This window comes from Terasakiella sediminum (genome assembly GCF_033100395.1).
Classification (GTDB): domain Bacteria; phylum Pseudomonadota; class Alphaproteobacteria; order Rhodospirillales; family Terasakiellaceae; genus Terasakiella.
Genome location: NZ_JAWLVJ010000009.1, coordinates 121,208 through 140,792 on the forward strand (window position 1 = coordinate 121,208; position 19,585 = coordinate 140,792).

The following is a 19,585-nucleotide window of genomic DNA, read 5'->3' on the forward strand; positions in this document are numbered from 1 at the left end:
CATCATAAATTGCCCCTTGCACAATCTCATGGAAACAGACTATCTGAGTAGGGTCTTTTACTCATAGGTGTATATAATGATTGATCGTCTTCCTTTGTGGCTCCGTGGTTTCTTCAAACTTCCTGATGTCAGTATGTCAGGTGTTGGGGGCAAAAAATCAGCGTTCGCGTTACGTGGGCTTGGCGTTATCATTTTAATTGCCTTGCTTTATTACCCCATCGGCATGGCTTTGGTGCATAAGGTTGATGATAACACCACCCTTGATACGGAAGTTCAGGCTGGACAGAGCCGATCGGTTGCCATGGCCGCCGCCCTGATTGATCGGGAAACGGAAATCCACCCCTGGGTGGCCAATGATCCGTGGTTCCTTCCCGGTGCCGCTTTGGACAATATGCCGAATTTCCAACAGGGCATTATCTATGCTCTGTCGCGTTACACCATTGAAATGAGTGACCAGATCGGACGTACACGTGGGTCAAGTGAAGTTGATAAAGACCTTGATAAAGCCGCAGGGCTTTTGAAATACGCAGGTGACGTGTGGGTGTTTGACTTTTCAGTTTCCCTTGCGCCAACTGCCCCCAGTGATTCGCAATATAAAGCGGCGCGCAAAAGCCTGATTTCTTATAACAATCGTCTGGCTAAAGGTGAAGCCGTCTTTGATGCGCGTGCAGACAATCTGGAACGTACGCTGGAACGGATTGCGGGGGATTTGGGCTCTGGGTCTGCCGTAATTGATAAGTATATCCGTGAAAGTTCCGGTTCGATCATCGATTTTCATGCCGATGATATCTATTACCGCAACAAAGGGCGTCTTTATGCCTACTATCTGATCCTGCGTGAACTGAAAGAAGATTTCCGCAATGTGATCGAAGATAAAGAACTGACCAAAGCCTGGGACCAGATGCTGGATTCTTTGAAAATAGCTGCTGAAGCCCAGCCGCTTGTTGTGATCAATGGCGATCCAGACAGTTTCTGGCGTCCCAGCCACCTGACATCACAGGGCTTTTATCTGCTTCGTGCGCGTACGCAATTGAAAGAAGTTGCCAATATCTTGTTGAAGTAACGCAAAAAGCAAGGCAATCTATCTTTCATGGTAGAGAGTAAAGAAGTTCATGAACGGGTTTTCCTTGTTGTCGTTGACGATAGCGAGGAAATGAACGTGGCCCTGAGATTTGCAGCGAAACGCGCAAAACATTCAGGGGGACGCGTGGCGTTGCTGTATGTGATCGAACCGGCAGAATTCCAGCACTGGATGTTCGTCGGTACCCTGATGGCGGAAGAAGCCCGCGAAGAAGCGGAAAAAGCCGTCCATCAGTTTTCCGAAGCGGTGCAGGAAATTACCGGGGAAATCCCCATGATCTATATCCGCGAAGGCAACCGTCAAAATCAGTTGATGAAGCTTCTGAAGGAAGAACCACTGATTTCCCTTCTGGTACTGGCCGCAGCCGATTCTGCTGATGGACCGGGCCCGCTGGTGTCATCGTTGACAGGTGATATGGTGGGCGGCCTGCCCGTGCCGATCACGGTGGTCCCTGCGACATTGAGCGAAGAAGATATCGATCGAATTACCTAAAAGAATTTATATCCGACTAATTTACTAGGTTTTGCGCTTGACCTTTTGGCAAAATAGGACCATTTAAAGGGCAAGTTATGAAACCATCGCATTGAAAGGTGCCTCATGTTTATTCAAACCGAAGCTACGCCAAACCCATCAACTTTAAAGTTCATCCCTGAACAGACCATCATGGCGCAGGGCACGGCAAACTTTAACGATAAAGACACGGCTGCGCGCTCCCCGCTGGCGACCCGTCTCTTTGGTGTGGAAGGTGTAGACAGTATTTTCCTTGGTTCCGATTTCATTACAGTGACAAAAGGCGATGACCAGGACTGGCAGGTCATGAAACCGATGGTTCTGGAAGCCTTGATGAACCACTTTAATTCTGGTGACGCTGTGATCCAGGAAGAGACCGGCGAAGATGGCGCTGACGGCGAAGAAGACAGCGACATCGTCAAACAGATCAAAGAACTTCTGGAAACCCGCGTACGTCCGGCTGTGGCCCAGGACGGCGGTGATATCATCTTCCACAAGTTTGAAGACGGCATTGTTTACCTGACCATGATGGGCGCCTGTTCCGGCTGCCCAAGTTCTGGGGCGACATTGAAGCACGGCATTGAGAACATGCTGCGTTACTACATCCCGGAAATTACCGAGGTGCGCCAGGCTGAATAGTCTGTCATTAAAGATAAGAAAAACCCGCTTTCGTGATGAAGGCGGGTTTTTTTGTGGCCTTACTCCGGCCAGTGGACGATGTAGTCTTCCAGGTCGCCATCTACTTCATCTTCATTGATAAAGCGCCCGGCAACACTGTGGCCGGATTTCACGGTACTTTTGGGGTCGCCCGTAACCAAAGGATGCCAGTTCGGCAGGTCGAGGCCATCGCGCAGGCGGCGATACGCACAGCTGGACGGCAGCCAGTGCAGGTTATCCAGATTTTGTGGCAGCAGTTCCACACAGTCTGGCACAAGAAAGGTGCGCATCTGATACTGGGTACAGTGGCAGGTGTCCTTATCCATCAAACGGCAGGCCACGTTGGTGTAGCAGACTTCCTCGCTATCTTCGTCTTCCAGTTTATGCAGGCAGCATTTGCCACAGCCGTCACAGAGCGATTCCCACTCATCCAAAGACATGTCGGCAAGTTTTTTTGTTTTCCAGAAGGGCTGGTCAGTCATTTGATTCTCTACATAGGAAAAGGGCGTGACACTTATATAAATGCCACGCCCTGATAATTCCAGCGAATTAGAAACGCTTATTTCTTTGGCTCAAGCTCTGCATCATGTTCCAGAATGAACTGGGCAACCATTGGCTTGATCTCTTCACGCCAGCGACGGCCATTGAAGATACCGTAGTGACCAACGTTTGGGTGCAGGATGTGTTTCTGCTTGTCCTTTGGAATGTTGGTACAGATGGTATGGGCTGCTTCTGTCTGACCGCGACCTGTGATGTCGTCCTTTTCCCCTTCGATGGTGAAAAGGGCGGTCTTTTTGATTGCAGACGGGTGAACTTTGCGGTCACGCCAGTTCATGTCATCCATCGGCAGGGAGTGATCCATAAACACGGTTTTCAGTGTTTGCAGATAGAATTCCGCTGGCAGGTCCATAACAGACAGATATTCATCATAGAAAATGCGGTGATCTTCTGCCGAATCGCCATCGCCTTCGATCATGTGGTTATAAAGGTTCAGGTGGGCACCGACGTGACGTTCCAGGTTCATGGTCATAAAGCCCGTCAGCTGCATGAAGCCAGGATAGACATGGCGCATAAAGCCGGGATAGTTCACGGGAACCTGCGCGATAACGCTTTGTTCAAACCATTCGATGTCTTTTTCTTCGGCCAGTTTGTTTACTTCGGTCGGGCTGACGCGGGTATCGATCGGGCCACCCATCAGCGTCATGGAAGATGGCGCACAGTAATCTTCGTCTTCTGCCATCAGCGATACGGCTGCCAGAACCGGAACGGATGGCTGACAGACCGCAAGCACGTGGGTATTTGGACCCAGGTGGTGCAGGAAGTACATAATATATTCGATATAGTCATCCAGATTGAACGTGCCGTGGCTTGTGCAGACGTCACGCGCGTTGATCCAGTCTGTGATGTAAACGTCATGATCGGGCAGCAGTGCTTCAACGGTACCACGCAATAGCGTTGCGTAGTGACCGGACAGGGGGGCAACAACCAACAGCTTTGGATGTTTCTGCTTGGTGTGACGCTTGAAGTGCAGTAGTTCGCAGAAGGGCTTGTGCAGGACAACTTCTTCATCCACCGCAACTTCATTGCCTTCGATTTCAGTTGTATGCAGGCCGAATTCCGGTTTGATGTAGCGGCGTGTTACGCGCTCAAACAAATGGCAGCTTGCCGCAATTGCACGTCCCATCGGTGTGTAAGACACAGGCATAAAGGGAGAGCGGAAAACCTCTTCCATTTTTTCCGCAGCATGGCGAAATGGGGACCATACTGAATGTTGGAATTCATAGAATTGATAAAGCATGCGACGTTTTTCCTTAGTTGGTCAGGATTCTTTTTGAAATCCAAGTTATCTATTTGCCTAAGTATAATCGTTTTAATAACTGAGAACTCGCAAAATATTATTAAAATGTTTCAATCGTCAACTAATTTACGCACAATTATACCAAAGAATGAACATGTTCACCCCTAATATAAGTATGGTAGCGTTAGTTGCGGTGCAGCATTTTTTGTGTGCGCTGCACAATAGCATGATTGTTCGCCTATAATCCAGTTTTTTCTTATGACAAATGTGCGAAACTGACTTTTATGACGTTTTCATGTAATGAGTCCGTTGACTTAAGCCGATCAACCCCTTATACACCGACGCTCGTTTACTTAGTTTTCACTTTATTTTCGGAGTTGACCCGTGAAACGCACGTATCAGCCCAGCAAGCTTGTTCGCAAACGCCGCCATGGTTTCCGTAGCCGTATGGCTACTGTTGCAGGTCGCCGCGTACTTTCTGCTCGTCGCGCCAAAGGCCGCAAGAAACTGTCTGCTTAAGTAGCAGTCTTGCCCGAAGTAAGGATGGTTGGGTATGTCCCGTCTGCCACGTCTCAAAAAACGGCGTGAATTTCTTCAGGTCGCTTCGACCCGACGGAAATGGGTTACACCCGGCCTGATCTTACAAATCCGCAAACGCACCAAACCTTTATCTTCTTTATATAAGGGGGCGGGCTTTGCGATACCGGAGGGGCAACCGGACATTCGGATCGGTTTTACGGTCAGCAAAAAGGTTGGAAATGCACCACAGCGCAATCGCGCAAGGCGCAGACTTCGGGCCATTGCTGACCTTGTCTTGTTTAAGAAGGCCCGATCCGGTTTTGATCTGGTTCTGATCGGCCGCAAAGAAACGATAACCCGTTCCTTTGCTGATCTGGAAAAAGATCTCAAGACCGCCCTGTGGCGTACGGGTGTCCATGTGGACGCCCCGGCCCAAGGGCAAAAGGCAAAGGGAAAGACATGAACCCTTTGGCTTTTTGTGCAAAAGCGCTGGTGCGGGTTTATCAGTATGGTATTTCTCCGATTCTGCCAGGGACCTGTCGGTACACACCGTCCTGTTCAGCTTATGCACTGCAAGCCATCGACCGATTTGGGGCCTTTAAAGGCTGCAAACTGGCATTAGGGCGTATCTTTCGTTGCCATCCCTGGGGCAGGTCAGGTTATGACCCGGTACCAGAGGAAAACGAATCGCGCAGTTCCTGTTGTGGTTCGAATCATGACAAAGCGGAGTAAAACGTCCTTATTTTGTAACAGTTTTTCTGTACAACAAGGCGTTTTGAAACAGACAGGGGCCACCTTGGTGGATAAAGCCTAGATGAACGACCAGAAAAATATGATTTTAGCGATTGCTCTGTCAGTCGCGATTCTATTTGGCTTCCAATATTTCTTCCCGCCGGCAGATGTGCCTGTGCAGGAAGAGCAAACCACCCAGGTGCAAGGCGCTGCACCGCAGGCACCAGCCGGTGATCCATCCTTTGCACCACAGATTCCCGGTGCAGCCGATGCGATTAAGAAAGCGGTTGAAACCCGCAGTGAAAAGTTGGATGCGTCTGCCCGTATCAAAATTGAATCGCCCCGCCTGCACGGATCCATTTCCGTACAGGGTGGCCGCATCGATGATCTGACCCTGATCGATTACCGCGAAGAATTGGCAGAAGACAGCCCTGAGATTACCCTGTTGAACCCAAAAGGTCTGCAGAACGCGTACTACGCCGAGTTCGGTTGGTCTGCGCCAAACGTCAAAGTCCCAACAGCCGATACCGTCTGGGCGACAGACAGTCAGACTTTGAAGGCTGGCGGTTCTGTCAATCTTACATGGGATAACGGCGAAGGCCTGATTTTCCAGCGTAATATCGCACTGGATGAAAACTATGTTTTCTCCATCAATGATACTGTTGCCAATACCAGTGCGGCTGAAGTTGACCTTTATCCTTATGGTCTGATTTCACGTTCCGGCACACCGCAAACAAGCGGCTTCTTCATTCTGCATGAAGGTCTGCTGGGTGTGTTTGATCAGGTTCTGGAAGAACTGGATTACGATGATCTGCAGGAAACAGGTACCCGCAAGATCGACCCTGTTAAAGGCGGCTGGATCGGCATTACGGACAAATATTGGCTGACCGCCCTGGTTCCTGACCAGAACGCCATGGTCAACCATCGTTTCAGCCACTACCGCGCTGAAGGTAATGTTGATAAGTATCAGTCTGATTATCTGGGCCCACAGCTGAAAGCAGGGCCTGGTCAGACAGTAAGCTTTACAAGCAACCTGTTTGCTGGTGCAAAAGAGTTGAACCTGCTGCAAGGCTACAGCGAATCACTGAATGTTGCTGAATTTGATCTGGCAATCGATTTCGGTTGGTTCTTCTTTATCACCAAGCCATTCTTTATTGCGATGTCCTGGCTCTATAGTCACCTTGGCAACTATGGTCTTGCGATTCTGGCCCTGACTGTTGCTGTGAAGGTCGCATTCTTCCCATTGGCGAACACGTCTTATCGTTCCATGGCGAAGATGAAGACCCTTTCACCGAAGATCAAAGAACTGCAAAAGAAATTTGGCGACGACAAGCAACGTCTGAACCAGGAAATGATGGCGCTTTATAAACGCGAGAAAGCGAATCCGGCATCCGGTTGTCTGCCGATTCTACTGCAGATCCCTGTGTTCTTTTCTCTCTATAAAGTGCTGTTCGTTTCGATCGAAATGCGCCACGCGCCGTTTTATGGCTGGATTCAGGATTTGTCCGCGCCGGACCCAACCTCTATCTTCAACATGTTTGGTCTGATCCCTTGGGATCCGCCACAGATCCTGATGATTGGTATCTGGCCGTTGCTGATGGGTGTGTCCATGTTCCTGCAACAGAAACTGAACCCACAGCCTGCTGATCCGGTACAGGCGAAAGTGATGATGTTCCTGCCAGTGGTCTTTACCTTCATGCTGGCGGCATTCCCCGCTGGACTGGTGATCTACTGGGTGTGGAACAACGTTCTGTCCATCGCACAACAGTGGGCGATCATCAAACGTATGGAAAAGAAACCTTCCTAAGCGGTTTGAGATCATCAAAACAATTTTCAAATACATGAACCCCTGCCTTCGCAGGGGTTCATTTTTATGTTAAGTAGACAACATGACAGACGAAAAAACATTTACAGAAGAAGAACTTGAATTCGGCCGCTGGCTTTTTACCCAGCAGACCGACTTCATGCTTGGGGTTGCTGACCTTGTGCAATTGCCCAATACAAGCGCGGTGGAAGTCTGTTTTGCCGGGCGATCCAATGTGGGGAAATCCAGTCTGATCAATGCTTTGTGCGGACGTACGAACCTTGCGCGCACTTCCAGCACACCGGGGCGTACACAGCAGCTCAATTTCTTCAAGGTGATCGACCAGCTGGTTTTCTGTGACCAGCCGGGTTATGGCTATGCCAAGGCGCCGGTCAAGGAAGTCAAGAAATGGCAGGAAGTTGTCTTTGCCTACCTGCGTGGCCGTCCGCAACTGCGCCGCGCTTTCGTTCTGATCGACGGGCGCCATGGCATCAAGAATACCGACCGTCCGGTGATGGAAATGATGGATACGGCAGCCATGTCCTATCAGGTCATCGTCACCAAGGCTGATAAAGCCAAGAAAAGCGAGTTGGAAAAACATATTTCCAATATCGAAAAAGAATTAGTGAAGCATCCAGCGGCCCACCCTGAAATTCTGGTGACCAGTTCTGAAAAAGGAACGGGCATTCCCGAAGTTCGCGCAACAATTGGCCGTTTGGTGAAAGAGTTTGAATTATGACCACGCTAGATACCTCGAATATGACTGAACAGGATTACCTGTCCCAAGCTGTCACCCTGTCAGAAGCCCTGCCTTATATGCAGCGCTATGCCGGTGAAACTGTGGTGATCAAATATGGCGGGCACGCGATGGGTGATCCGGCATTGGCCAAACTGTTTGCCAAAGACATTGTGCTGTTGAAACAAGTGGGCATTAACCCGGTTGTTGTGCATGGTGGTGGTCCGCAAATCGGCCGCATGCTGGAACGTCTGGCAGTAGAAAGTGATTTTATCGATGGTCTGCGCGTAACGGACCAGGCCACCGTTGATGTGGTGGAAATGGTTTTGTCCGGTTCTATCAACAAATCTATCGTGGCTGATATCAATCAGGCGGGTGGTTTTGCCGTTGGTCTGTCCGGTAAAGACGGTCATCTAATCGAAGCCAAGAAACTGCATCGCACCAAGAAAGACCCGGAATCGAACATTGAACGTGTTCTGGATCTGGGCTTTGTGGGGGAACCTGCAGTGATCACCCCGCATATTCTGGACAGCTTTCTGGAATCCGACATTATTCCGGTCATCGCGCCGATCGGGGCGGGGCCAAATGGAGAAACGTTTAACATCAATGCGGATACCGCAGCGGGTGCGATTGCTTCTGCCATTGATGCCAAGCGTCTTTTGATGCTGACGGATATTGCAGGGGTTCTGGATAAGGACAAGAATCTAATTCAGGAAATGAACGCCGATGAAGCCCGTAACATGATCGCGGACGGCACCATCAACGGTGGCATGATTCCGAAGATCGAAACATGTCTGAATGCGGTTGAACCAAATGAAGATGCACCGGGCGTCAACGCCGCCGTCATCATGGATGGCCGTGTGCCCCATGCTGTTTTGTTGGAAATCTTTACCGAACATGGTGCAGGCACCATGGTTCGCAGTTCGGAAGGTTGATTTAATTCAGCTTCTGCCCATTGGGCAGGGTAGCGACTTTAAGGGCGATGGATTGGCGACGGGCTTTTTCCCGCATCAGGATATCGTCCGCTGCCACATTGCCCAGTTCCTTATCCAATGAGGCTGAAACATCGCCTGCGGCAATGAGCGCGAGATAGCGGGAACAACAGACCCGCAAGAAAGATGTGAAATTGCCCAGATCATGTTCTGCATCAATGGATTCGTGATATAGTTTGGTGATCAGCTGGTTCACCGTCATGCAATCACGATAGGCAATTTCCTGCAATGTTGACCAGAAGAAGTTTTCCATGCGGATGGAGGTGGCGACACCGTCAATGCGCAGGGACTTTGACTGGCTGACCCACATATCACTTTCAGCACCGATAAATAACTGGCACATGGAAAACTCCTTTTGTCGGTTGGTATCTGACTATTTCAACAATGCCATAAATTGCGCAAGCCAGCTAGGGTGTGCAGGCCAGGCGGGTGCGGTGACCAGATTACCGTCCGTTACGGCTTCAGTGACTTCGATGTCGGCATAAGTGCCACCTGCTGCGGTTACTTCCGGCGCGCAAGCCGGGTAAGCAGAAACCGTGCGACCTTCCAGAACACCTGCCGGGGCCAGAAGCTGTGCGCCGTGGCAGATGGCCGCAATCGGTTTATTCGCGCGGAAGAAATGTTGCACCATTTCAATGACAGTGTCGTTCAGGCGCAAATATTCAGGCGCACGTCCGCCGGGGATGACCAGCGCGTCGTAATCTTCTGCCTTGATATCGGCAAAGGTCGCGTTCAGGGCAAAGTTATGACCGGGTTTTTCGGTGTAGGTCTGATGGCCTTCAAAGTCGTGAATGGCTGTGGCAACCACATCGCCTGCTGCCTTGTCCGGACAAACCGCATCGACCGTATGGCCAACCGCCATCAGGGCCTGAAAGGGAACCATTGTTTCATAGTCTTCGGTGAAATCACCTGTGATCATCAAGATTTTTTTGCTCATAAAAGCCTCCGTGTTTTTGATGGGGGAGACTCTATCTGACAATGAACAGGCGTGGGTGTTACCCGGATACTACATCGCCAAAAAGCTGATCCAGCCGCGCCTTTTCTGCCCGTGCTTCTTTCATCACCCAGTCTTTGAAAGTCTTGATTTTCGGGAGGTTAGCAGATTGTTTAGGACAAACGATCCAGTAAGAATAAGGTACGGATAAATCAATATCAAAGGGGCGAACCAATCGGCCATTCAACAGATTGTGGGCGGCCAGTCCGGTGCGTGCCAGGGCCACGCCCTGCCCATCGACACAGGCATCAATGATCAGGGTAGCCCGATTCAGAATCGGCCCCCGGCTGCGATCAATATCTTCAATGCCTGCTGCGCGCAGCCACTTTAACCAGTCATCCCGGCTATCGAGATGCAGCAATGGGTAGCGCGCAAGGTCGTTTGGTGTCTTGATGTCCAGATCAGGACTGCAGACGGGAAAAAGGGTTTCGGTATAAAGCTTGGTCACATCCAGACCGGGCAGATTACCGTCGCTATGGCGGATGGCGATATCTACATCGTCGCTGGTAAAATCGGTATGGCGCATGCTGGCACTGACGCGTAGATCTACATCCGGATGTTCTTCGGCAAAGCGCCCCAGGCGATGGATCAACCATTGTGATGCAAAGTTGGGGGAGATACTCAGCGTCAGGATTTGGGAATTCTGGCTTTTCAACAATCGTTCTGTGCCATGGGCGATACTGTCAAAGGCATCGCGCATCACGATCAAATAATCTTGCCCGGCCTGTGTCAGGGTGAGTTTCTGGGGTTCACGTGCAAAAAGTTTCAGGCCCAGTTCCGCTTCCAATGCTTTGACCTGATGACTGACGGCCCCTTGAGTGACGCACAATTCCTCGGCTGCCTTGGTGAAACTTTCATGGCGTGCTGCTGCTTCAAAGGCCTTGAGACCGTTTAATGAGGGAAGTTTACGTGCCATATCCTGCCATAGCCTTAGTTTTTCTCATGAAGGATAGAGAAATGATGCTTTGAAGGCAAATCAAAAGACGGGCAGTCTGGGGCTCAGAAATCAAAGGAGACTGAATATGTGTAACGTATCTGAGGCCCAAAAGGCCCCAATGCCAATGGTGAAACTCGCTTTTCCTACTGGCATTATTTCTAAGTCTATTGCAACTGCCTTGCGCATGTATGGGCGCGCATCCCAACGCAGGCAGCTGCAAAATCTGGATGTATATCGTTTGAATGACCTGGGCTTAACTCAAGAAGATGTGGCCCGTGAATGTGCGAAACCCTTCTGGAAATAGGTTAGAGCGAGTCTTTGGCGATCTTTGCCAGAATGTCGTCCAGTTCAAGCGCCATTTTATCAAGTTCGGCCGAACCATAGGGTTTAAAGACATCGCTTGCCAGACGGTAGGTCAGTTTCGCCGTGCCGTCCTTTTCTTCCGTTACATACAGACGAAGCGGGGCTTCGATCCCTGCGGGGATGCTGGCTTTTAGCATACGAACAGCAAAGCGCGGGTGATAGACCATCAAGACCTGATTGCCCGCAATTTCAACACCGATCTTCTTAGCTCCGCAATGGGCACAGGCATGGGACACCAGACCCATTTTATTGGCTGAGATGGCTTTTTTCAGATTTTCGACATAAGCCGCAAAGGGTTGGTTGGTTTCAACCGTCTGAAAAGACGGCATGCTGCCTGCCAATGACGGGCTGGACAGTGTTCCAACCACCAGCAAGGACAGGCAGAGTTTTTTGAGTTTGTTTAACATTGGAAGTCTCCGATTTTTATGGATCATTTCCAATAGGCCAAACAGGTGTTCACAGGCAAATCACAAACCTGTGACGCCCTCTCATTTGGAAAGGGCAATCACCTTGTTCACGCAAGCTTCCGCCCCATCGGCGATTTGCGCGATGTTGGCGTCCAGCATATAACAGGGCGAGGTGACGACCTTGGCGGCTTCATCCACAATGATTTCGCCGTGATCGGTGGCTTCATGGGTGCAGCCCAATGTTTCAATCGCGCTAGCTGTGCCTTCATCCTGACCGATGGTCAGGGTCACATCGCCAAAGACTTTGGCCAGAACCGCTGGGGTGATACAAAGCGCCCCGATGGGTTTGGAGGCCGCGCGCGTTGCTTTCAAGGCATCGGCTACATCTGCGTTTACCTGACAGTCTGGTCCATCAAGAGCAAAGCTCGACAAGTTTTTGGCAGCCCCAAATCCACCCGGCAGCATCAGTGCATCAAAATCAGCCGGATTATAATCTGACAAGGCTTTGATATCGCCACGGGCAATGCGTGATGATTCGACTAAAACATTGCGGGTTTCATCCATTTCATCGCCTGTCATATGATTGATGACATGGTGTTGGTCGATATTGGGGGCGAAACATTGATAGCTTGCCCCTGCACGCTGGATCGCCAACAGGGTCAGAACCGATTCATGGATTTCTGCGCCGTCAAACACGCCACAGCCGGAAAGAACCACCGCAATTTTTGTCATTGTCAAATACTCCCTATAGATGTTTTTCAGGAGTATGGGCCAAGTTGTCTAATTTCCAAAGAGTCTTTCAAAGAAGCCTTTTACTTTTTCAACAGGTTCGGGCTGTTCATCGCCGGGCAGGGGCTTGGGTGGCAGGCTTGCGTGCGCGGAATGCATGATCTTGCCCCAGAGTTCTGCAGGCAGCGATCCACCACTGACTTTTTTCATGGGCTTTTCATTATCATTGCCCATCCAGACACCCATGATCAGGTCTGCGCTATAGCCGACAAACCAGGCATCCCGGAATCCCTGTGATGTTCCACTTTTACCCGCAACGGTGCGATTGATGTTGGCTTTTTTGCCTGTGCCTTCGATCATGACGGCTTTCATCATCTTGTTCATTTCTGCCACATGATTGGGCGCAACGATGCGTCCTGTGCCCCCGCCTGTGCGTTGGTATAAAACATCGCCTGCCGCCTCGCGGATGGTTTCAATCCCAAAGGGGAAAACACCGTATCCGCCATTGGCAAAGGGACCATAAGCCGCTGTCAGTTCCAGCAAGTTCACTTCGCTGGACCCAAGCGCGATGGATGGATGTGCCTTGAGGTCTGATGTAATCCCCAGACGGTGGGCGGTTTCCACCACATTGCGGTAACCAACCTTTTGCCCGACCTTGGCTGCAACCGTATTGACCGATTCTGCCATCGCTTTGGAAAGGGTAATTTCCCCCAGATACTGACCGGAATAGTTACGCGGTTTCCAATTCTGGATGGTGACAGGTTCATCTTTTATGGTTGTCTCAGCTGTCATGCCGCGCTCAATCCCTGCGAGAAAGACAAAGGGTTTAAAGACAGAACCGGGTTGGCGGCGTGCCTGTGTTGCCCGGTTAAACTGACTTTTGCCATAAGAATATCCCCCGACCATGGCACGCACCGCCCCGTCGGGTGCAAGGACGACAATGGCGCTTTGGGTGATGTTTTTCTTTTTACCTTCGGCATTCAGCATGCGGCGCATCTGGGTGGCGGCATCTCGTTGCAGCTTCATGTCCAGCGTGGTGATAACGGTTAAATCTTTTTTGACCGGGCCGATATAATCACGCACCTGATCCATCACCCAATTGGCAAAATACTGTCCGGCCTTATGGGGCTTGGCGGATTTTATGACGCGCTTTTTATGACGTTTGGCCTGGTCGGCTTGGGTCTGGGTCAGGTAACCCGCATTCACCATATTCATCAGCACAACTGATGTGCGTTGAGCGGCCTGTTTGGGGCTTGCCAGCGGATTATAGCGGCTGGGGGCTTTTAACAGGCCAGCGATCAATGCGGATTCGTATAAAGACAGATTGCGCGCCGATTTTGAAAAATATTTTCGCGCAGCGGCTTCTACCCCATAGGTACCTGCCCCGAAATAGACCCGGTTCAGATAAAGGGTGAAAATTTGATCCTTGGTGAATTTATGTTCCAGCCAGAGGGCAAGCAGCAGTTCCTGCACTTTACGTTTGATGGAACGTTCCGGTGATAAAAACAGGTTTTTCGCCACTTGCTGAGTGAGCGTTGATCCCCCCTGTCGCACCCGTCCTGCCATGACGTTGGTGACAAGGGCGCGGGCCAGACCAATGACATCTACGCCGAAATGATCATAGAATCGGCGATCTTCTGTCGCCATGATGGCCTGTGGGAGATATTCAGGTAAGTCACTGACCTGTAGGGCTTCGCCGTATAAATCACCACTGGTGGCAATGACGATTCCATCACTGGACAGTAACGTCAGGCCGGGGCGGCGGTCCACCTCCATGGCGTTGTCGATTTCCGGCAGGTCGTAGGCATAATACACCAGTACCGCACCCAAAGCGATGCAGCCCCAGACCCCGATGGTTGCCAGCCACATCATCGCACGTTTCAGGGTGATGCGAGGTTTTGGCGGGGCTTTTTTTGTTTGGCGTTTTGTTTTCTTTTTCTGGCTCATGGGATGCTTATGCACCATGGCGTGTTATGATTCTATTAAAACAGGATGAAAAAACGGCTTTTTTGTATTTCTAAAGGGAAATTTTCTGTGCATAATGCAAAAAGAAATTTAAAAGCAATGAGTTCTGCAAGCGTATGTCGGAAGAAGAAGAAGTCGGGAAACCCAAGAAGCCGAAGATCGAAGCCATTTCGATCCAGATCCCGCCCAATGTGGCGGTCGATAAGGCGGTAAAGGGGCAGATTATCCAGGGGACGAAAAACGCGATCACCCTGTTGCACGATAACGACTTGCTGGACAAAGAACTCGATTTTGACGCGATCCTGAATGAACCGTCAAACCTGCGCGATTTCTTCCAGATCTTTCGTGATAATATCGACCTGTTTTCTGAAAGTGTCATCGATAAAGCTGGTGATCCCATTGTGGATGACATGACCGAAACGGCCTGTGGGGTGACGCTGCAACAGGTGCAGAAGCTGTTGATCTCCACCTGCGCGCGGCGTTTCTTCATCCGCAATGATGGCGAGATCATCACCAAGAAACAGAAGAAAAAAGTCAAATCCATGGTGTTCTTCACCAAGGAAGTGACAGTGAAAAAGAAGGTCCGCTTAAAAGAAGGGGCTAAGAAATTCGATGCCATGAAACGGGTTATCGGTTTTGACTGGCAGCTGGACCTGCTGGAATATTATCGTGATGAATTACCGATTGCCCATCTTCTGGTGTTGAATGACGATGTGTTGGCCATTCAGGATGTTGAGCATGGCCGTGAGGTGGTGGAAGTTCATCACGAGGATTTCAAAAAAGTTAAAGAAGCTGTCGGTGTTTATTTCCGAAATGTGGTGGCCCATGGGGCAGCAGCCATTCCGGGCATTCTATATTGGCGCAAAGATTTAGTGGCTTCTTTCATCAAGGCGATGGGGGAAACAGCCTGGGACTTCTTTAAACGCGACAAGGCTTTCTTCGATCATTGTACCGAACTGGATAATGCCCGCATCGAAATCTATGGCGATGTGCTGGCCTATATTGCGGCTGAAAATCTGACGGAAATGAGCCGCCTGAACCTGGATCGACTGGATGCAACCATCGTTGCGATGAAAGAAACTTTTGGCGACCAGTTGCCATCAATTCTGGGTGAACCTGCGTTGGCAGTTGAAGTTTTACGCCCGACCGTTGACAGTTTTATCCACCTTGAAGCCAAGGATAATGAACAATTCCGCGTGGCATGCAAGACGGCTGTTGCCTCTTTGAAAGACAAGGTTCTGGACTTTATGAAGTCTCTTGAGGAAGACGGCGAGTAATTATTCGCCCTTTGTTGCAAACAACAGATAGTTCACACCCAGATCATTGGTTAGTGACCAGCTATCGCGAAACGGATTGAACGTCATGCCATTTAACTGCTGAACTTCCAGACCGTTCTTGCGCAGCCCATCGGCAAATTCGCTGGGTTTGACAAATTTTGCAAATTCGTGTGTGCCGCGTGGCAACCAGCCCAGAATATATTCCGCCCCGACTTTTGCCATGGCAAAAGATTTTACCGTGCGGTTCAGGGTTGCACCGATCATGGCCCCGCCCGGTTTTACCAGTGAACAAGACGCTTCAAGGAAAGCGTCAATGTCGGCCACATGTTCAATGACTTCCATGTTCAGAACCGCGTCATACTGCACACCTTCCTTGGCGAGGTCTTCGGGGAAGACGCAGCGATAATCAATTTCCAGCCCACCTGCTTCGGCATGGACCATGGCAGTTTTGATGTTTTTATCACCGGCATCGATGCTGGTCATTTCCGCACCCATACGGCACAGCGGTTCAGAAATTAAACCGCCGCCACAGCCAATATCCAACAATTTCAGCCCCTTAAGCGGCTGTTCAGCTGTTGCATCCAGGCCGAAGTGGGCGCACAACTGATTGCGGATAAAGGTCAGGCGCGTCGGGTTAAACTTGTGGAGCGGGCGAAATTTGCCATTTGGGTCCCACCATTCATCTGCAATAGCTGTAAACCAGGCAACTTCATCAGGATTTACGGTGGTTGAGGACATGGCGGATGCTCCATAAGGAAAGTCAGTGATTGGCAGATTGCATACTATTTATACGCCGCTCTTACACATTGCCAGTGTTAAATGCACCCAATTCTTTAAAAGCCGCTAAAGGACAAGCCATATTGCGCGTTGATGGATTTAATCTCGCCATTTTCATAGAGATGGGTCAATGCCTTGTTGAAACGTGTCTGCAAGGATTTCTCAGACCGCTTCTTTGAAAAGCCGAAATATCCCTTGATGATATTGATTGGATGCGGCGTGATTCGGATCAGCCTTTCCACGTTGTTCTGTTGGATTTTCAGTCTGGCCGTGCGTTCATTCAGTGCAACCAGGTCTGTTCTGTTATGATAAAGCATATCCAGCACATTGTCGGAAGAAACGGCTTCATAAATATTCAGCTTTTCACGTATCTGTTCGAAGGCAGTGCCGTAAAACCAGTTTTTGATGGTCAGGATTTTATAGCCCATAAGCTGTTCATAGTCCCCGTGCCATTTGAATTCATCGACGGCCCGGCTGATGAAAATCATTTTATCGGCATAGAACGGGCTGTCGCTATAGTCCATAAATTTCTGACGTTCGAGTGAGAAGTAAGGGCCGATCAACCCGCTGGCTTCCCCGCGTTTAATCATTTGCAGCGCCCGTGTCCAGGGAAGGATGCGGACCTCATAGGTGTCCCCTGTGATCTTTGATATTTTTTGCAAAAGATCGACCGAAACACCAACAGGTTTATTCTGGTCATCTTTTTCAAGAATGCGGGGGAAAGTGGTGCCAACAAACAAATAGCTGTTATGGTCATCCGCGCGCACAGTAGTGGTCTGCAGGATAATGAGACATAAGATTATAAAATGCAGGTTGAAAACAGCTTTAAAAACAAAACTTGTCATGAGTTGGATCATATCACCATTTTTCGTTGATGTATATGACAGGCAACGTATTTGGCTTGCTATCGCCTCCTGTTTAAGAGTATGTATACGCGCGCGTGGATATCTTACGGGGACAGGCTTTTTCTTGCTGGGATAAAACGCGAAAATGAACAATCCCTTTTTGACTTTCGCCTAAGGAACATTTCTTCAAATGGCTCGGATCGTAATGAAATTTGGCGGCACATCAGTGGCCGACCTCGACCGGATCAGGAATGTCGCTCAACGGGTGAAGAACGAAGTGGATGCAGGCAATGAAGTGGCCGTCGTGGTTTCCGCCATGTCCGGTGTCACCAACCAGCTTGTCGGTTATTGCGAAGACGCATCACCCATGTATGATGCGCGCGAATACGACGTTGTGGTTTCTTCTGGTGAACAGGTTACTTCCGGGCTGCTGGCCATCGTTCTTCAATCCATGGGTATTGCCGCCCGCTCCTGGCAGGGCTGGCAGATTCCAATCCGCACCGATAGCATTCATGCAAAAGCACGTATCGAAGATATCGGCACCGATGAAATTGATGCCCGCATGAAAAGCGGTGAAGTTGTCGTTGTCCCTGGTTTCCAGGGAGTTGGTGATGATGGCCGTGTGACCACACTGGGTCGCGGTGGCTCTGATACGTCGGCTGTGGCTTTGGCTGCGGCGGCAAATGCTGATCGTTGTGACATCTATACCGATGTGGACGGGATTTATACGACCGATCCCCGGATCGTGGCAAAAGCGAAGAAGCTTGATAAAATCACTTATGAAGAAATGCTTGAACTGGCCTCGCTCGGCGCCAAGGTTCTGCAGACCCGTTCTGTAGAAATGGCGATGAAGCATGATGTGCGCCTGCAGGTATTGACCTCTTTTGAAGAAAAACCCGGAACCTTGGTTTGCGGGGAGGATGAAATCGTGGAACAAGAACTCGTAAGCGGCATCGCGTATTCGCGTGATGAAGCAAAAATCACTCTGGTTGGCGTTGCTGACCGTCCCGGCGTTTCTGCTGGCATCTTCGGCCCGTTGGCTGATACCAGCATCAACGTTGACATGATCGTACAGAACGTTTCTGAAGACGGCAAGAAAACCGATATGACCTTTACGGTTCCACGCGGTGATCTGCAACGTGCCTTGACGTTACTGGAAGAAAAGAAAGACGAAATCGAATATGAACGTATGACCTCTGATGGTGACGTTGTTAAGATTTCTGTTGTCGGTGTTGGCATGCGTACACACGCTGGTGTGGCGGCAACCATGTTCCAGGCGCTGGCTGAAAAAGGCATCAACATTCAGGTTATTACAACATCCGAGATCAAGGTTTCTGTCCTGATTGCGGAAGAATATCTTGAACTGGCCATCCGTGCATTGCACTCTGCCTATGGCCTGGATGCAGAAGAAGACTAAGGATAAAAATGATGAACGAAGCTGCCAAACAACAATTGGATAAACTCTGGGCGCGTGGGCGTGACTTTTTGGGATGCGAATATGCCATCCTTGGCGGGGCCATGTCCTGGGTATCAGAACGCAACCTTGTTTCTGCCTTGTCCAACGCTGGCGGCTTCGGCGTCATTGCCTGTGGATCAATGACACCGGATTTGCTGTCAGAAGAAATCGCAGCCACCAAAGCGATGACTGACAAGCCGTTCGGTGTCAATCTGATCACCATGCATCCTGATCTGGATAAATTGATTGATGTCTGTAAAGAACATGAAGTTACTCACGTAGTGCTGGCGGGTGGTCTGCCATCCGGTGCATCGATCAAACAAGCCAAAGACTTCGGGGCGAAAGTTGTTTGTTTCTCCCCAGCCCTAGTTCTGGCCAAACGCCTGATCCGCAACGGTGCCGACGCGCTGGTGATTGAAGGCGCGGAAGCTGGCGGTCACATTGGCCCGGTTGTCACCTCTGTTCTGGCACAGGAAATTCTGCCGCAGATTAAGGATGTGCCGATCTTTGTTGCGGGTGGCATTGGTCGCGGCGAAGCCATGCTGTCTTACCTTGAAATGGGCGCAGCGGGTGTTCAGCTCGGCACCCGTTTTGTCTGTGCAACCGAATGTATCGCGCATGAAAACTTCAAGAAAGCCTTCATCCGCGCAGGTGCCAAAGATGCGATGACGACCTTGCAAATCGATCCAAACTTCCCGGTTATTCCGGTACGCGCGTTGAATAACAAAGGTACGGACGAATTTATGGCAACACAGCGTCGCGTCATTGAAAAATTCAATGCAGGCGAAGTTGAAAAAGAAGCCGCCCAGCTGGAAATCGAACATTTCTGGGCAGGTGCGTTGCGTAAAGCCGTTATCGACGGGGATGTGGAATACGGATCAGTTATGGCCGGACAGTCCGTTGGTATGGTAAAGAAAGAACAGCCCGTTTCTGAAATTCTTGAGGAGTTGGTCGACCAGGCGTGCGAAGTGCTTGCAACACGTCAGTCTGCTTAACAAGATCAATC

Annotated in this window: 23 protein-coding genes; 13 read left to right on the forward strand and 10 right to left on the reverse strand. The window is 50.2% G+C overall.

Annotated elements, in window-relative coordinates; genetic code table 11:
• The first annotated feature begins 76 nt into the window (after nucleotides 1-76).
• From RYZ26_RS09120 to RYZ26_RS09130, 3 genes are all read left to right on the forward strand, one after another.
• Nucleotides 77-1,063 (forward strand): DUF2333 family protein, encoded by a 987-nt coding sequence (locus RYZ26_RS09120; RefSeq protein WP_317682885.1) that lies wholly within the window; start codon nucleotides 77-79, stop codon nucleotides 1,061-1,063.
• Nucleotides 1,064-1,090: 27 nt separating this feature from the next.
• Entirely contained in the window at nucleotides 1,091-1,573 is a 483-nt protein-coding gene (locus tag RYZ26_RS09125) for a universal stress protein (RefSeq protein ID WP_317682886.1), read from the forward strand.
• A gap of 105 nt (nucleotides 1,574-1,678) precedes the next feature.
• Nucleotides 1,679-2,230 carry a NifU family protein gene (locus tag RYZ26_RS09130; protein ID WP_317682887.1) on the forward strand — a complete coding sequence of 184 codons (552 nt, stop codon included), beginning with the start codon at nucleotides 1,679-1,681 and terminating at the stop codon, nucleotides 2,228-2,230.
• A 59-nt stretch (nucleotides 2,231-2,289) separates the two neighbouring features.
• Here RYZ26_RS09130 and RYZ26_RS09135 read toward each other — a convergent pair whose 3' ends face one another.
• On the reverse strand, nucleotides 2,290-2,730 hold the full coding sequence (locus RYZ26_RS09135) for a YcgN family cysteine cluster protein (RefSeq protein WP_317682888.1): 441 nt from the start codon (nucleotides 2,728-2,730) through the stop codon (nucleotides 2,290-2,292).
• 77 nt (nucleotides 2,731-2,807) lie between these two features.
• The gene (locus RYZ26_RS09140; RefSeq protein ID WP_317682889.1) at nucleotides 2,808-4,046 is read right to left on the reverse strand and encodes a polyhydroxyalkanoate depolymerase; all 1,239 of its coding nucleotides are present in this window, start codon (nucleotides 4,044-4,046) and stop codon (nucleotides 2,808-2,810) included.
• Between the two features lie 384 nt (nucleotides 4,047-4,430).
• Between RYZ26_RS09140 and rpmH the strand changes: the two genes are divergently transcribed.
• The 6 genes from rpmH to argB all read left to right on the forward strand — a co-directional run bounded on the left by rpmH (nucleotide 4,431) and on the right by argB (nucleotide 8,772).
• Complete coding sequence (rpmH, locus tag RYZ26_RS09145) at nucleotides 4,431-4,565, forward strand: 50S ribosomal protein L34 (protein ID WP_084148863.1); 135 nt, start codon at nucleotides 4,431-4,433, stop codon at nucleotides 4,563-4,565.
• Between the two features lie 34 nt (nucleotides 4,566-4,599).
• Nucleotides 4,600-5,028 (forward strand): ribonuclease P protein component, encoded by a 429-nt coding sequence (rnpA, locus tag RYZ26_RS09150; RefSeq protein WP_317682890.1) that lies wholly within the window; start codon nucleotides 4,600-4,602, stop codon nucleotides 5,026-5,028.
• Nucleotides 5,025-5,297, forward strand: a complete 273-nt coding sequence (yidD, locus tag RYZ26_RS09155; RefSeq protein ID WP_317682891.1) for a membrane protein insertion efficiency factor YidD — start codon at nucleotides 5,025-5,027, stop codon at nucleotides 5,295-5,297. Before rnpA ends, yidD begins: the two co-directional genes overlap by 4 nt.
• Before the next feature lie 82 nt (nucleotides 5,298-5,379).
• Nucleotides 5,380-7,104 carry a membrane protein insertase YidC gene (gene yidC / locus RYZ26_RS09160; RefSeq protein ID WP_317682892.1) on the forward strand — a complete coding sequence of 575 codons (1,725 nt, stop codon included), beginning with the start codon at nucleotides 5,380-5,382 and terminating at the stop codon, nucleotides 7,102-7,104.
• Between the two features lie 82 nt (nucleotides 7,105-7,186).
• Nucleotides 7,187-7,840 (forward strand): ribosome biogenesis GTP-binding protein YihA/YsxC, encoded by a 654-nt coding sequence (gene yihA / locus RYZ26_RS09165; protein ID WP_317682893.1) that lies wholly within the window; start codon nucleotides 7,187-7,189, stop codon nucleotides 7,838-7,840.
• Nucleotides 7,837-8,772 carry an acetylglutamate kinase gene (gene argB, locus RYZ26_RS09170; RefSeq protein WP_317682894.1) on the forward strand — a complete coding sequence of 312 codons (936 nt, stop codon included), beginning with the start codon at nucleotides 7,837-7,839 and terminating at the stop codon, nucleotides 8,770-8,772. Before yihA ends, argB begins: the two co-directional genes overlap by 4 nt.
• Nucleotide 8,773: 1 nt before the next feature.
• Here argB and RYZ26_RS09175 read toward each other — a convergent pair whose 3' ends face one another.
• Genes RYZ26_RS09175 through RYZ26_RS09185 form a run of 3 tightly spaced genes read right to left on the reverse strand, consistent with a single transcriptional unit; the run spans nucleotide 8,774 to nucleotide 10,739 of the window.
• Nucleotides 8,774-9,172 carry a ribbon-helix-helix domain-containing protein gene (locus RYZ26_RS09175; RefSeq protein WP_317682895.1) on the reverse strand — a complete coding sequence of 133 codons (399 nt, stop codon included), beginning with the start codon at nucleotides 9,170-9,172 and terminating at the stop codon, nucleotides 8,774-8,776.
• A 30-nt stretch (nucleotides 9,173-9,202) separates the two neighbouring features.
• Nucleotides 9,203-9,766, reverse strand: a complete 564-nt coding sequence (locus RYZ26_RS09180; protein ID WP_317682896.1) for a DJ-1/PfpI family protein — start codon at nucleotides 9,764-9,766, stop codon at nucleotides 9,203-9,205.
• Nucleotides 9,767-9,824: 58 nt separating this feature from the next.
• On the reverse strand, nucleotides 9,825-10,739 hold the full coding sequence (locus RYZ26_RS09185; protein ID WP_317682897.1) for a transcriptional regulator GcvA: 915 nt from the start codon (nucleotides 10,737-10,739) through the stop codon (nucleotides 9,825-9,827).
• Nucleotides 10,740-10,845: 106 nt separating this feature from the next.
• Here RYZ26_RS09185 and RYZ26_RS09190 point away from each other — a divergent pair, with 106 nt between their 5' ends.
• The gene (locus RYZ26_RS09190; protein WP_317682898.1) at nucleotides 10,846-11,064 is read left to right on the forward strand and encodes a DUF1127 domain-containing protein; all 219 of its coding nucleotides are present in this window, start codon (nucleotides 10,846-10,848) and stop codon (nucleotides 11,062-11,064) included.
• A gap of 1 nt (nucleotide 11,065) precedes the next feature.
• Here RYZ26_RS09190 and RYZ26_RS09195 read toward each other — a convergent pair whose 3' ends face one another.
• The 3 genes from RYZ26_RS09195 to RYZ26_RS09205 all read right to left on the reverse strand — a co-directional run bounded on the left by RYZ26_RS09195 (nucleotide 11,066) and on the right by RYZ26_RS09205 (nucleotide 14,206).
• A complete protein-coding gene (locus tag RYZ26_RS09195; RefSeq protein ID WP_317682899.1) occupies nucleotides 11,066-11,530 on the reverse strand; it encodes a DUF302 domain-containing protein in 465 nt (154 codons plus the stop codon).
• 81 nt (nucleotides 11,531-11,611) lie between these two features.
• Nucleotides 11,612-12,262 carry an isoprenoid biosynthesis glyoxalase ElbB gene (elbB, locus tag RYZ26_RS09200; protein ID WP_317682900.1) on the reverse strand — a complete coding sequence of 217 codons (651 nt, stop codon included), beginning with the start codon at nucleotides 12,260-12,262 and terminating at the stop codon, nucleotides 11,612-11,614.
• A gap of 48 nt (nucleotides 12,263-12,310) precedes the next feature.
• Nucleotides 12,311-14,206, reverse strand: coding sequence for a transglycosylase domain-containing protein (locus tag RYZ26_RS09205; protein WP_317682901.1), 1,896 nt, complete (start codon nucleotides 14,204-14,206; stop codon nucleotides 12,311-12,313).
• A 134-nt stretch (nucleotides 14,207-14,340) separates the two neighbouring features.
• Between RYZ26_RS09205 and RYZ26_RS09210 the strand changes: the two genes are divergently transcribed.
• Nucleotides 14,341-15,501: a hypothetical protein gene (locus RYZ26_RS09210; protein ID WP_317682902.1), complete on the forward strand. Its 1,161-nt coding sequence runs from the start codon at nucleotides 14,341-14,343 to the stop codon at nucleotides 15,499-15,501.
• On the opposite strand, the gene ubiG is transcribed toward RYZ26_RS09210, so the two are convergent.
• A complete protein-coding gene (ubiG, locus tag RYZ26_RS09215) occupies nucleotides 15,502-16,239 on the reverse strand; it encodes a bifunctional 2-polyprenyl-6-hydroxyphenol methylase/3-demethylubiquinol 3-O-methyltransferase UbiG (protein WP_317682903.1) in 738 nt (245 codons plus the stop codon). It abuts the gene before it with no gap.
• 95 nt (nucleotides 16,240-16,334) lie between these two features.
• Nucleotides 16,335-17,123, reverse strand: a complete 789-nt coding sequence (locus tag RYZ26_RS09220) for a substrate-binding periplasmic protein (protein ID WP_317682904.1) — start codon at nucleotides 17,121-17,123, stop codon at nucleotides 16,335-16,337.
• Nucleotides 17,124-17,313: 190 nt separating this feature from the next.
• On the opposite strand from RYZ26_RS09220, the gene RYZ26_RS09225 reads away from it, so the two are divergent.
• Nucleotides 17,314-18,540 carry an aspartate kinase gene (locus tag RYZ26_RS09225; protein ID WP_317682905.1) on the forward strand — a complete coding sequence of 409 codons (1,227 nt, stop codon included), beginning with the start codon at nucleotides 17,314-17,316 and terminating at the stop codon, nucleotides 18,538-18,540.
• Between the two features lie 11 nt (nucleotides 18,541-18,551).
• A complete protein-coding gene (locus tag RYZ26_RS09230; protein WP_411576859.1) occupies nucleotides 18,552-19,574 on the forward strand; it encodes an NAD(P)H-dependent flavin oxidoreductase in 1,023 nt (340 codons plus the stop codon).
• The last annotated feature ends 11 nt before the right edge of the window (nucleotides 19,575-19,585 follow it).